Origin of the sequence: Rufibacter sp. XAAS-G3-1 (genome assembly GCF_013623775.1) — a bacterium.
Lineage (GTDB): Bacteria > Bacteroidota > Bacteroidia > Cytophagales > Hymenobacteraceae > Nibribacter.
Genome location: NZ_JABFAM010000015.1, coordinates 20,374 through 33,499, shown reverse-complemented (window position 1 = coordinate 33,499; position 13,126 = coordinate 20,374). Strand labels below are relative to the sequence as shown.

Sequence of the window (13,126 nt, the reverse complement as noted above, 5' to 3'; positions counted from 1 at the left end):
AGATGAAATTTAAACAAGCTCTTAGACAAAACTGCCGGTGGTTGCCGGCGAGTCTGGAGACTCGCTTCATCCTTTGTCACGAGACTAGAGTCTCGCGCCAGTACTTTCTTACGGTCTGCTTCCGCAATGCCGCCTACTGCAAAGACCTCGTAGTGCGCGCAGCTCCTACGAGTGTCTATGCCAATGCCGTTTCAAGCCTCTTTTCCGCAAACTAGCCCTAAAACGAATCAGCGGTGCTTTTTGCGTAAGAACCATAACAGAATGACTCTCACTTCTTTGCTGCCCCACAACAGATAATGCTTTAATATCAGGTCTTGATTTGTTTACCGGCCAGTTTCCTGAAAACAGGCTAAAAACAAAAGGCCCCACCTGCTAAGCAAGCGGGGCCTTTCTAAACCTCCAAGGAAATCTATTCCTGAATACCTGGTACGCCCAGCGGAAGCGCGCTGTGCCAGTCAAAGTCTGGGGCTTTCTTCTTGGTTGGCGCTAATTCATCCAGCGTATTGGCATCGTAGAGACGGCCGTTGCGCATCACGTATTTGATGGAATTGGTGTTCCGGATGTTCTCCAACGGGTTCTGATCCATGATCACCAAATCCGCCAGTTTACCGTTCTGGATAGAACCTAGATCACCGTCCAACCCAAGGGATTTCGCGCCTAAGATGGTGGCTACTTTCAAGGCATCCAGGTTCTTCATGCCCCCCGATTGGATAGACCAAAGTTCCCAGTGGTAACCCAAGCCCTGTAGCTGTCCGTGGGAACCCACCCCGGCCAGACCACCGTCTTTCACCAAGCGGTTTACAAACTGGGCGTGCTTGTCAAAGATGTGTTCTTCTTTCATGAACCAACCCGCGCGGCGACGCGATTTCTCATCTAACTCCACTTTAGGGGTGAAGTAGTTCAGCTTCTTATCACCCGCCAGGTTCTCAGTGGCATAGTAGTAGTTCTCGGCCCAAGGCCCGCCGTACGCCACCAACAGGGTTGGCGTGTAGGCAATCTGTGACTTAGACACAAACTCCAGCACGTCTTTGTACAGCGGATAGATGGGATACGAGTGCTCGTGGCCCGGGTAACCGTCCAAAATCTCAGTCAGGTTCAGTTTGAAATCCAGACCGCCTTCGGTCGTGGGCATCAGGCCTTGCTCTTTGGCGGCCATGATGATCCACTGACGGTGCTGGCGATTGCCCACCAGGTACATTTTAATGGTCTTGGTGTTGTAGTAATCTGAGTATTGCTTCAGCACACTTTTGGCGTGGTCTAAGCTTTTCAGGTTATACGACCAGTACCCAACGCCTGGGCCGGTAGAGTACACGCGCGGCCCTATCATCTTGCCGGTTTCCACCATGTCGCTGTACGTGAGTACGTCGGTAGTGGCGGTTTGTGGGTCGCGGGTGGTAGTGACACCGTAGGCCAGGTTAGCGGCGTAAATCCAAACCTGGTTGGAGTGCACGCCCCAACGGGGCCACATGTGCGCGTGGGTATCTACAAAACCCGGCGTAATGGTTTTGCCCTTCACGTCCATCACGGTAGCGTTCTGCGGAACAGTCAAAGTACCGGAAGCACCCACCGCTTTGATGCGGTTGTCCTGGATCAGGATGTCGCCGTTTTCAATCACCTCGTCGCCGTTCATGGTGATGAGGCGGGCACCTTGCAGCAGGATATTTCCGGTGGGGATGTCACGCGGCACGGTAATCGCAATTCTGGTTTCTACCGGCTTATAGCCTTCAATCTTCAGGGCTTCTTTGGCACCGGTGCTGTCTTTCTTAACTTCGGTAGCGGGTTTGGCATCTTTCTTCAGCTCCTCGGCCGCTTCCATCTCGCGTTTCTTGGCGAAGGCGGCATCCATGTTGTAAGCGAAGAAGGCGTTCCCGATAGACCAGTACACGCTCTTTCCGTCAGCAGACCAGCTCGGGAATTGACCACCAATATCGGTCAATTTCCAGGAAGGGAACTGTGAACTGGCAATGTCGGCCACAGAGATGGTGGGCGTTTCACCGCCCACAAACGGGATGGTTACCACGTAGATCTCGTTGTTGATCAAGGCCAGGGCTTTGTCGCCTTTAGGCGCTTTGATGATGGTAGTGGCGGTAGAGGCCTGTTGCTGCGGCTCACGTTCGTTCAGGTGGTGGTTGTGGCTCATCTCCTCCTCCAGCATGTCGGCGTACGAGCCGAAGGTGGTAATGCCTTTCACTTTCACGTACGGCTTCTTATCGGTGCCATCCCAACGGATGGAGATCAACCCGTCTGATGAGCTGTACAAATAAATGCGGTCATCGCCTTGCACAAAATGCGGGTTCGCACCCAAATTAGCTTTGGTCACAAACGTGCTGGCTCCGCCTTTCGCTGAGATCCAGTTAATGGTCTGCCGTGCATCAAACGCCCCCGGCCCTGCCGACTCACGATACGTCTGCGCCGAGCCTTTCACGAACACGATTTTATCGCCTTTGGGCGACCACACCGGCTCCTGGAAAACAGAATTCTCCACGGTCAACTTCTCTGGCTTGCCTTTGCCCGTAGCGGCTACTTTGTAGATTGCGCCGCCGGTTTTCTCGTGCCAGGTCACAAACGCCAGGCTCTTACCGTCTGGCGACCAGGCAGGCTGCGCCTCAGTAAAATCATTGGTGGTGACGCGTTTGGGTGTGCCGTTCGGGTAATCAGTGATGTACAACCTGTCCAGCGCGGTAAACGCCAGACGCTTGCCATCTGGAGACATGGCCGCATCGCGGATTTGCGTCACCTTCATGGTTTTGTCATCGCTGATGGGGTACTTGAACTCCAGTTTCGGCCCGATGGCAATTTTGGTATCTACCTGAAACGGAACCTCCTTGGCCTGACCGCCGCTTACCGGAATACGGTAGATTTTACCGCCGTAAGAAGCCACCACTTCTTTGCTGTCTGGCGTAAACGACATGGCCGGTAATACGCCCAAGGGGGCGATGGATTCCTGCTCATCACGCTGCACCGGGTACGCCAGCCACTTCTCATCACCAGATTTCAGGTTCTGGATAATCAAGCCGGTTTCGTTGTTGTAACGGGTTCCGTACACCAGTAGGGTACCGTCAGGGGACAAGGTGGGCGAGAATGCCGAACCGTAGCGTGAAGTTCTGGTGTCGGTTTCCCCGGTTTCGCGGTCAAGGGTGGCTAATTGGTACTGCGGCAACTGCGCGTTGTAGTTCCAACCACCCGTGCGGCGCGAATACCAGATGTAGCGCGGGTCTTTGCCAAACGCCGGCTCCACCGTTTTCAGGGTTTCCGGCGTTTTAATCAGTTGCGTTCCGCCGCCGCTGTCTTTGTGGTACAGGTGCAGCTTCAGGTTACGGCGACCCTGTGACACTACCAGGTATTCGCCATCAGGTGTCCACTCGGCGGCCTGAAAGTTCTCGTTTTTGCTCTTGCTGATCTGGCGGGTCTTTTTGGTAGCCAGATCCATCACCCACACGTTGTCATTGCCATCACGGTCAGACAAGAACACAAGGGACTTTCCGTCTGGGCTGAAACGGGGCTGCACGTCCAGGGCCATGCCTTCGGTGAGTTGCTCGGCTTTGCCACCGGTCATGGGCAACAGGTATAAATCACCCAACATGCTGAAAATGAGCTGACCTCCGGCGGGATGCACATCCAAGGACAGCCAGGAACCTTCATTGGTGTTGATGTCAATGGTGCGGCCCGCTTCTAAAGGCAGGTCTTTTTTCTCTTCTTTTTTGGGGCTGTCTTTCTTTGCCGGGGCGGGTGCGTTCTGGGCCAAAGACGCCTCAGAGAACAGCCCCAAGGTGCAAAGCAGCAACACGGGTTTCTTCCAGCCAGAAAGGTTGCTGGTAAAAAACTGCTTCATAATAAAAGGGTTAGTAGGTTGATAGTTTGGGATTTGTGAAGATAAGGATTGTTTGAATAGGTTGCTGAGCTTCTTTGTACTGGCGCAGGATTCCTCTGTAACTTTTCCTACATCAGGATGTTCTTAACGTGAACACGGGAATTGCAAGAGCTATACAGAAGCCGAAGGCCGTGCTGAAGCATCTAAAAGCGTCAATTCCGCCTTGGGACACATGCTCTTTGCATAGAGTAGGGTACGCATTCCGTCCCCCTTTGAAGGGGGGTAGGGGGATGACAAGGGCGGTTAAAGAACGATCTACAGATATTAGAAAACATGTAAAGATGATTCTCGGGAATGCCTGATCAGCACGGGCAATCATCCCCCTACCCCCTTCAAAGGGGGACGGAATGCGTGCTGGAAAGATAAGAAGTGTGGCTAAGATTCTTCGACTGAGCAGATCGCTCTATTGCCGAGTTCACGTTTTTCAGAGCTTCAATTAGGCTTTTTGGCCTGTTTTAATGAAACTGGGCCAAAAAGCAATCCATTCGAACAATCCTCTGCAACGTATTCATGAAAATGCAAAGACAAGGCGTTGCCTTGTCTCTACGGTATGGGACATAATGAACCGGTGCATACTACAAGAGGTACCCCTAAAACTTACTCAAGACTTCCTCCCCACCGTTGTTGGTGTTCTCACCAACAATCAGAACTGCGGCTTAACTGCTTTCTGACTAATGGGAGAATCATGAGAAGGAAACAGAAACTTGCAAACGCGTTTCGGGCCTGCTTTTTGGAAAACAGGCCTGAAACGGCAAGGCTTAAAAGAATGGAAAGCCTTAGGCCAGCAACGTGTTTTTCACGTAATCATGGCTTTGTTTGAGGCTTTGGAAAGGATCCATGCCGGGGGCGAAGTTTTCCTGCTCTACGAAGATGCGGTCTACGCCAGACGTCTGGGCTTGCGCGAAGATGGCTTTGTAGTCCATGGTGCCGCTCCCAATCTCGGTGTTCAGGCTTGGTGAATTCTTGTCTATGTCCTTTACGTGCCACATCACAAAACGGCCTTTGTGCTGGTTGAACAGGTCTACCGGTTTGTGGCCTGCTCTTTCCATCCAGAACAAATCGGCCTCAAAACTTACCAAGGCAGGGTCGGTTTCTTTGAGCAGGATGTCATAGCCGGTGGTGTCACCGTAGGTTTTGAACTCGAAATCGTGGTTGTGGTAGGCCAGCTTCAGGTTAGAGGCGTTACACAGTTCGGCGGCCTTGTTTATTTTCTCCGCGATTTTTTTGTAGCCATCAGCGGAGCCACGCAGTTCCTCGTCCAGGTAAGGCACGGTAATGTGGGTATGCCCCACCAGGTTTCCTGCTTCAATGTAACGCTTCACCACATCAGTGTTGCCGTCTTTCATGTACTGCCCAAATTCATAGTGCCCGCTGGTAGACACCAGGTGATTGGCTTGCAACAGTTCTCTGAAGGCTTTGGGGGCAAGGTTCCAGTAGCCGGTCTGGGGAGAATAGTCGTAGGTTTCTACGTCCTGGTACCCAATCTGCGCCACTTTCCCAATCACACCCTTCACGTCCTTCGGCAAAAGCTCCCGCAGGGTGTAGAGCTGGACACCAATGTTGCTGATGCGGGAATTCCCGGCACCAGCGGCGCTGGCTCCCGTCGCGCCCGAGGCGGCGGCGGTACTGCCGGTGTTTTGGGGCGAAGAATCGCAGGGAGTGAGCAGCGAGGGCGCAAAAGCAACTCCCGCTGACAGTAACCCGAACTTCTGTAAAAAAGCTCTTCTGTTGTTCATCATGTTTAAACAAGCTCTAAACGGTTCACTGGAAGAAGAGCAGATCAGACATCGCAGATCTGAACGGCTTTTCTCAGGGAGGCTAATTTGTCTTTGGCCTGCGGGATAAATTCCTGCGCCACGAAGCCTTTGAAACCGGTGGCTTTGATGGCGCGCATGATGGCGGGGTAATTGAGTTCCTGCGTGTCATCAATCTCGTGCCTGCCCGGCACCCCGGCCGTGTGGTAATGCGCAATGTAGCGATGGTTTTCCCGAATGGTCTGGATCACGTTGCCTTCGTCTACCTGCATGTGGTAGATGTCATACAGCAGTTTGAAGTTCTCAGAACCCAGCCGCCGGGCCAGTTCGGCACCCCAGGCGGTACGGTCACATTGGTAGTCTTTGTGGTTGACCTTGCTGTTCAGGAGCTCCATCACCAGCACTACTTTGTGTTTCTCGGCCAAAGGCAGCAGCTTTTTCAGGCCTTCTGCTGAGTTCTTCAAGCCGGTCTCGTCATCCAGGCCGTTGCGGTTACCGCTGAAGCAGATGAGGTTGGTGTACCCGGCTTTGGAAACCAGGGGGATCATCTCTGTGTAATTCTTCAGAAGCGGGGCGTGGTACTGCGGGTGGTTCCAGCCTTGGGTAAGGCTGATTTCGGCGCCGTTGCACATGGTGGAAACCAGGCCGTGCTTCTGCAGGATGGGCCAGTCTTTAGGGCCTACCAGGTCAATGCCTTTCAGGCCCATTCCCTTGGCGGCCACGCACAGTTCTTCTACAGACAAGTCATTGAAACACCAGCGGCATACCGAGTGGTTGATGTTTCCCTTCAGGGAATAGGCGGCTTCCATTTTCTGCTCGTTTTGGGCAAAGCCCGACAAAGACCCGGTGGCGGTTAAGGCGGCGGTGGCCAATATTCCTTTGATGGCCGTTCTTCTATTGTTATCTGACATAAGAGTACCAAAATGATGGGGGCACGTTACCGTTTCCGTTTTACTTTCTCGGGCTTTGCCGAAGAGGCGGGGCCTGCCGTCTACAGCCGCTTGATCATGATGTTCCGGTACCACACGTCATCGCCGTGGTCTTGCAAGGCAATCTTCCCAGATTTGAAAGTCCCGAAACCAGCCATGTTTTTGAACTTGCTTCCGGCCACCATCTCTTTCCAGTTATCGTCCCAGAGGGTGGTGGTGACTACTTTTTTGCCGTTCTGTCTAATCTCCAACTGGCCCTTGCTACTGATGATCTCCACCTGGTTCCATTGACCGGCAGGCTTCACCGTCTCTGGGTTGCTGGCGATTAAATCATACAAATCGCCGGCGCGGTGCTTGTGGATTTTGGCATCGGGGTGGCCCTCGTTGTCCAGTACCTGCACCTCGGGGCCGGTGTTCCAGGTGTTGGGGTACTTGGCGGGTTCATCCTGCACAAACAGGATAATGCCGCTGTTGCCCTTAGGCGCAATCTTCCACTCCAGTTTCAGGTGGAAATTATCGAAGCTTTCCTCTGTCACAATGTCCCCGCCGTCGCCTTTCTGCCAGTTCTTCTTGTTGGCGGTGTTCAGGTGCAGGGTACCGTTGTCTACCACCCAGGCCCTGCCTACCGTGGCTTGCCCATAGGTGTGCCAGCCTTTGGTGGTTTTCCCGTCAAACAAAGGACGGAAGGAAGCTTGGGCAGAAGAGCCCGCCGACTGGTTGTTATCCATAGCTGTTTTAGTGGGGGAAGGCGTGCAGGCGCAAAAAGCACCTATTGCTAGAAGCGGGAGAATTTTCTGGAAGACCATGGTTGACTTTTTTTATTTTTTGAGTGAAAGGATGTACTGGGCCATTTGCTTGGCATCTTCTTCGCTTAAGTTGGGATGCGGCGTCATTGCCACCGGGCCCCAAACGCCGCTCCCGCCATTGATGATTTTCCCGGCCAGGTACTGGGTAGCTTTTTCGTTGTTCTCGTATTTATCCGCCACTGCCTGGTAGGCGGGGCCCACTAGTTTCTGGTCTACTCTATGGCAACCGGTGCAATCTGACTGGGCAATCAGTTTGGGCCCGTTCTCATGCGAATCTATGCCGGTGCCCGCGGCACGGTCTGTCCCTATGTTCAGGCTGCTGGTGCCTGCGTCAGACTGGCGGGTAGCGGCACTGATGTTCGCGGCCGCAGAAGAATCAGCGCTTGCACTTTCCAGGGCACCTTCATTGGTGGTAGAAGAATTGCTGTTACAGGCGGCCATGAAAGCGCAGCAGCTTAAGAGAAGGAAAACTTTTTTCATAGTGGGAATGCGCAATACTGTTTGTTTTAGGTTTGGTTATTGAAGATGGTTCTAGCCAGAGTTTAACAGAGCAACTACTTTTGCCATTGTTCTGGCAGGGGCAAAATCTCTGTTTTAGGCCTGTTTTCTGAAAAACTGCTTAAATATGGACTATTATTGGGGCACTTCATTCAGCTACCTCTTTATTCTCCATCAACTGCTTTCGCAAAGCGCAGGAAATGGCGCGCCTTCTTCGCAGAAAACTTATTTATCCTGAGAAGCTGTTTAGAGCATGTTTTCATAAAAACAACCTAAAAACGGCGGCTGGCGGCAGTGTACAAATAGACCTCCTGTTTTGGGCTTGTTTTCATAAAAGTAGCCTGAAAACGGCGGCATAAGCCCACGCTTGCCCCAGAGGAATTGCTTTAAGAGCCTGTTTATGAAAAACTCTAACCAGGTTCTTAGGTAGCCCAGGCTTTGTCTCCTTTTTTATAGGGAATACAGGCGTCATAGCGGCCCGGCACCGGAAGGTAGCGCAATGCTTGGGTGGCCCCCACCTCTGAGGTGAAGTACCCCAACAGCGTCAACTCCTTCATCATCCGGAAGTAATGGTTAGGGGCTTCCTTTTCTTTGTTTTTTTGGTGGTTCTTCTGCTCGGTGTCCAGTTGGTTCAGCAGTTGGGTGCGCTGCTGGGCAGTGGCTTCCAGGAACGTCTTGTCAAACTTCTGCTTGCTGGCCTTGTCTAATTGGGAGATGCCCTTTAGGAATATTTTCTGGTCTTCGGGGGTGTAGCAGTCCTGCACCATAACGGCCATGAACGCACCAATCTTGGCGGCTTTCGCGCCGGGCGTGCTGGTGGTGGGAATAATGGTCTCCCCTACCTCGTCTAAAAAAGTTACCTGATCCTGGTCAAACAGCTTATTGACTTTGGGAGAACTATTGGTGCAGGAAACCAGGAACTCGGCACCAATCATGGTACCGCCCATGATCCATCCAATAGCGGAAATCGCTTCTCGTCTATTCATATGTAAAAGGCTCTATGAACTTCTGTTTTAATTTCTCAAGGGTTGGGCTAAAAAGCGTTTAGAGCTTGTTTACATTTGAGGTTTGCAGGCGAAAATGACCAGAGAAAGGTTCTGCGGAAGCGTTTTTTGAGCAGCGTAGCAGCGCTACGGTGCGAGAAAAAGGAGAACGCAGGTTCTTTTTATGGTCGTTTGTAGCGCAAAGATGAAATTTAAACAAGCTCTTAATGCTTTTTAGCTTTATTGTGGGATTGTTCTTTACTTTTCTATCGGTTCAAAAATCAGATTCCTAAATCCTTCACAGTGCAATTTGCCCTTAGTGACTGGTGAGACTATAAAAACGGGTGTCAATGGATTATCATGTTTTCCCATTCTACCGCCAAACAACAAGTCAGATTGATAGGAGCCATCTACTAGAGGTAGTTCAAATGCTTCTGTGTCTGCCTTAGGTCCAACTACAGTTCTATATTGTCCACATGCATGGCAATAGTCTTCTATCAATCGAGCGCTAAACGGAATCGTGCTGTCTTGTATAAGTAATTGGTAGAATCCAGGGCTTCTTTCTCGTTCTTTGAATAGGACATTTCTGTAGTTATTCCTGTTGCAAAACTCCTTAAACCTCAAAGATGATATGGCAATGTTATCATAGGTGAAGGAAAGGTGGTATGCTTTTCTTTTGATTCTAAACAGGTTGTTCATTTGCCTATAATCCACGCGAAATCCGCATTTGGAACACTTTCTCACTTCCATAAGTGTGTCGCTGTCGCTGAACATGTCAGAACCGTTATCCTGTCCCCATAAGATATACCCGACTATCATACCTCACACCTATCAGCTAACAAGCACACGTCCATCAGGCACCCAACGTCCACCCGGCGCGGTAATCGCGTTTCACAAACTGGTTTACCTCGTCAAAGTTGGTGACGCGCATGTTGTCGTTGTCCCAGAGTAGCTTTACCCCACGGCCAGGATAGTCAAACCCATCTCCGCCTGCTTTAGGCTTACGCACGTCTATGCCCCTGATGGCAAGGTTGGCCATGAGCAAGGCCTCAGTGAGCGGGCCCGCTATTTCAAACGGAGAGCTTACCTCCATTTTGCCGTAACCCGCTAGACAGGCCTCCACCCATTGGGCATAATGTCCGTTGGCTCCGCCGGGTACTCTGGCTAACTGGTGTTTCGGTTTTACGTGATGGGTGCGGGAAGTGGGCAGCAGACGCGGGTCTGCCCCGTAGGTGCTGCACATCATCTTGCCTTTGGTACCCACGAAGAGCGTTCCGTTGCCGCCATCGCCAAATACTTCATTCGGGCCCAGCTCCTCGGGGCGCACGGGCTGAATACCGCCATCCATCCAGTGAAGGGTCACCGGGCCTTTGGTTTTATCTGTTTTAGGGAAAGTCAGGGTCACGTGGCTGGACGGGGGGCAGCTTTCTGGGAAGTATCCGCGTTTGAACTCGTCTACGTACACGCTGCCCACGCTGGCCTGCACATCAGTGGCGTAGGTTAAATCCAGTACTCTGAACGGCGCTTCAATCAAATGGCAGCCCATGTCGCCCAGGGCACCGGTGCCGTAGTCCCACCAGCCGCGCCAGTTGAAAGGCACCAGCTTGTTCACGTACTCTTTGTAGGGGGCGGTGCCTAACCAAAGATCCCAGTCCAGGCCCTGGGGTACGTCTGCCTTGGTGGCGGGCCATTGAATACCCTGGGGCCAAACCGGCCGGTTAGTCCAGCTGTAGATGGTGTGTACCTGGCCAATGGCCCCTGAATCATACCACTCACGCAGTTGCCGCACGCCATCGCCGGAGGCGCCCTGGTTGCCCATCTGCGTGACTACTTTATAGCGTTTGGCGGCATCGGTGAGCATGCGGGCCTCGTAGATGTCATGCGTGAGCGGCTTCTGCACGTAGACGTGCTTGCCCAGTTGCATGGCGGCCATGGTGGTGACGGCGTGGTTATGGTCTGGCGTAGAGACCGAGACGGCGTCAAAGTTCTTGGCTTCCTTGTCAAACATCTCGCGCCAGTCTTTGTAGTACTTGGCCTTGGGGAACCGTTGCCGCGAGTTGGCGGCGCGGGCATCGTCTACGTCGCAGAGAAACGCAATATCGGCTTTGCCGCTGTCATAGAAGCTTTTGATGTCGCTTTCGCCTTTTCCGCCTACGCCCACGGCGGCTATCCGTAGCCGGTCACTTGGCGCGGTGTAGCCTTTGCCGCCCAACACATAGCGGGGCACAATCATAAACCCGGCGGCGGCCAGGGCCCCGGTTTTCAGAAACTGTCTTCTGGAGTTGTCTTGTGGGGTAGATTTTTTTTCTTCTTCGGCCATGATGGTTCTGGAGGGAAATTAGATATTCATTTTTTTCAGTTCGCTTACGGCATGGTCTACGGCCCGGGCAGTGAGGGCCATGTAGGTGAGCGACGGGTTCTGGCAGCCCGCCGAGGTCATGGCGGCACCGTCGGTCACGTACACGTTGGGGGCGTCCCACACCTGGTTGTACTGGTTCAGTACCGAGGATTTAGGGTCTCTTCCCATGCGGGCGGTGCCCATTTCATGGATTCCCTGGCCCATGGCGTACCCAGAGTCAAAGGTAGACACGTTCTTGAGGCCGGCTATCTCCAGCATCTCCTTGGCGTCATTGGCCATGTCTTTGCGCATTTTGTGCTCGTTTTCCTTTATCTCGCAGGAAATGTCCAGCACCGGCAGGCCCCATTTGTCTTTCTTGTTCTTGTCCAGCCGCACCATATTTTCGTGGTACGGCAGCATCTCCCCGAAGGCATTGATGCCCATAGTCCAGGCACCGGGCTCGGTCATGGCTTCTTTCAGATCTGCGCCAATGCCCATTTCCGCAATCTCGCGGCCCCAACCGGTGCGGCTGGCACTGCCCTGGTACCCGAAACCCCGGATGTAGTCGCGCTTGTCGCCGTTCACGTTCCGGAACCGGGGGATGTAGATGCCGTTCGGCCGACGGCCGTAATAGTATTTGTCTTCGTAGCCTTCCACCTCGCCCCTGGCCCCGGTTCTAAAGTGGTGGTCCATGAGGTTGTGCCCTAACTCCCCGCTGCTGCTGCCTAAACCGCCTTCCCACACATCCGTCGCGGAGTTCATGAGCACCCACGCCGAGTTGAGGGTAGACGCGTTCAGGAACACCACTTTGGCCAGGTACTCATAGGTCTGGTTCGTTTCGGCGTCCAGCACCTCCACGCCTTTGGCTTTCTTGGTGTCTTTGTCATACAGGATCTTGGTCACGATGGAGTGCGGCCGCAGCGTGAGGTTCCCCGTGGCCATGGCGGCGGGCAACGTAGAAGATTGCGTGCTGAAGTAGGCCCCAAACGGACAGCCCAAGCGGCACTTGTTGCGGTACTGGCAGTTGGTGCGGTTGTGGTGGCCGGTGGTCAGGTTGGCCGTACGGCCGATGATCAGGTGCCGGTTGCCGTTGTAATGCGACTTGAGGCGGGCGGCTACGTCTTTCTCTACGCAGTTCAGCTCCATGGGTGGCAGAAAGTCGCCGTCTGGCAAATGCGGGATGTTGTCTTTGGCCCCGCTGATGCCCGCGAACTTCTCCACGTAGCTGTACCAGGGCGCTATATCTTTGTAGCGGATGGGCCAGTCCACGGCGATGCCTTCTTTGGCGTTGGCCTCAAAGTCAAGGTCACTGAGGCGGTAGCTTTGGCGGCCCCACATAAGGGAGCGGCCTCCCACGTGGTAGCCCCGGTACCAGTCAAAGCGCTTGCTTTCTACATAAGGGCTTTCTTTTTCGTTTACCCAGTAGCCCAGGGTGTCTTCACTGAGCACATAATCGCGCTTGAGCACCGGGTAATTCTCAATCATCTCCTGCGTGCGGCCACCGCGGTGCGGCAGTTCCCACGGGTGTTTGTTGGCGTTCACGTAGTCTTTGACGTGCTCTATGTTTCGGCCCCGCTCCAGCAGAATGGTTTTCAGTCCTTTTTCGGTGAGTTCTTTGGCTGCCCAGCCGCCAGAAATTCCAGATCCAATGACAATGGCATCGTAGGTATTATTAGCCATAAAGAAGGTTGTTTGCTTAGTAGGCAGTAAGGGTTTAGGTCTATGCGTTGGAATAAAGATAAAGTAATCACAAAACACAAGTCATTACTACAGTTCCGCTTAACATAGTAGTAACGATATCGCCTTTTAATAATAAAATTTAAAATCTGCAAAAGCAAGCAACTGGGTGTAACTACCTAAAAAATTGAAAATCAGGGAAGGAGCAAGCACTCTATAGAACAAGGGCGGCCACTCTGCCAAAAGCCGTTTTGGGCCTGTTTTGCTGAA

General features: G+C 52.8%; 8 protein-coding genes. All 8 read right to left on the bottom strand.

All coding sequences use genetic code 11. The features are described 5' to 3' along the window. Nucleotides 1–409: 409 nt before the first annotated feature. Nucleotides 410–3,832: an amidohydrolase family protein gene (locus tag HHO50_RS16375; RefSeq protein WP_181307475.1), complete on the bottom strand. Its 3,423-nt coding sequence runs from the start codon at nucleotides 3,830–3,832 to the stop codon at nucleotides 410–412. Between the two features lie 815 nt (nucleotides 3,833–4,647). Then, nucleotides 4,648–5,610, bottom strand: a complete 963-nt coding sequence (locus HHO50_RS16370) for a sugar phosphate isomerase/epimerase (protein ID WP_219921568.1) — start codon at nucleotides 5,608–5,610, stop codon at nucleotides 4,648–4,650. Nucleotides 5,611–5,651: 41 nt separating this feature from the next. Beyond that, nucleotides 5,652–6,536, bottom strand: coding sequence for a hydroxypyruvate isomerase family protein (locus tag HHO50_RS16365; RefSeq protein ID WP_181307473.1), 885 nt, complete (start codon nucleotides 6,534–6,536; stop codon nucleotides 5,652–5,654). A gap of 80 nt (nucleotides 6,537–6,616) precedes the next feature. After that, nucleotides 6,617–7,282 (bottom strand): DUF1080 domain-containing protein, encoded by a 666-nt coding sequence (locus HHO50_RS16360; RefSeq protein WP_181307470.1) that lies wholly within the window; start codon nucleotides 7,280–7,282, stop codon nucleotides 6,617–6,619. A gap of 90 nt (nucleotides 7,283–7,372) precedes the next feature. Continuing rightward, nucleotides 7,373–7,840 (bottom strand): c-type cytochrome, encoded by a 468-nt coding sequence (locus HHO50_RS16355; protein ID WP_255478782.1) that lies wholly within the window; start codon nucleotides 7,838–7,840, stop codon nucleotides 7,373–7,375. A gap of 440 nt (nucleotides 7,841–8,280) precedes the next feature. Further along, nucleotides 8,281–8,844 carry a gluconate 2-dehydrogenase subunit 3 family protein gene (locus HHO50_RS16350; protein ID WP_181307468.1) on the bottom strand — a complete coding sequence of 188 codons (564 nt, stop codon included), beginning with the start codon at nucleotides 8,842–8,844 and terminating at the stop codon, nucleotides 8,281–8,283. 850 nt (nucleotides 8,845–9,694) lie between these two features. Further along, the gene (locus tag HHO50_RS16345; RefSeq protein WP_181307466.1) at nucleotides 9,695–11,161 is read right to left on the bottom strand and encodes a Gfo/Idh/MocA family protein; all 1,467 of its coding nucleotides are present in this window, start codon (nucleotides 11,159–11,161) and stop codon (nucleotides 9,695–9,697) included. Between the two features lie 18 nt (nucleotides 11,162–11,179). Next, on the bottom strand, nucleotides 11,180–12,859 hold the full coding sequence (locus HHO50_RS16340; RefSeq protein WP_181307464.1) for a GMC oxidoreductase: 1,680 nt from the start codon (nucleotides 12,857–12,859) through the stop codon (nucleotides 11,180–11,182). Nucleotides 12,860–13,126 lie beyond the last annotated feature (267 nt).

Coding starts and splice junctions, on each gene's coding strand:
- HHO50_RS16365 (WP_181307473.1), bottom strand. CDS start 6,536: ATGTCAGATAACAATAGAAGAACGGCCATCAAAGGAATATTGGCCACC.
- HHO50_RS16355 (WP_255478782.1), bottom strand. CDS start 7,840: ATGAAAAAAGTTTTCCTTCTCTTAAGCTGCTGCGCTTTCATGGCCGCC.
- HHO50_RS16345 (WP_181307466.1), bottom strand. CDS start 11,161: ATGGCCGAAGAAGAAAAAAAATCTACCCCACAAGACAACTCCAGAAGA.
- HHO50_RS16370 (WP_219921568.1), bottom strand. CDS start 5,610: ATGATGAACAACAGAAGAGCTTTTTTACAGAAGTTCGGGTTACTGTCA.
- HHO50_RS16375 (WP_181307475.1), bottom strand. CDS start 3,832: ATGAAGCAGTTTTTTACCAGCAACCTTTCTGGCTGGAAGAAACCCGTG.
- HHO50_RS16340 (WP_181307464.1), bottom strand. CDS start 12,859: ATGGCTAATAATACCTACGATGCCATTGTCATTGGATCTGGAATTTCT.
- HHO50_RS16350 (WP_181307468.1), bottom strand. CDS start 8,844: ATGAATAGACGAGAAGCGATTTCCGCTATTGGATGGATCATGGGCGGT.
- HHO50_RS16360 (WP_181307470.1), bottom strand. CDS start 7,282: ATGGATAACAACCAGTCGGCGGGCTCTTCTGCCCAAGCTTCCTTCCGT.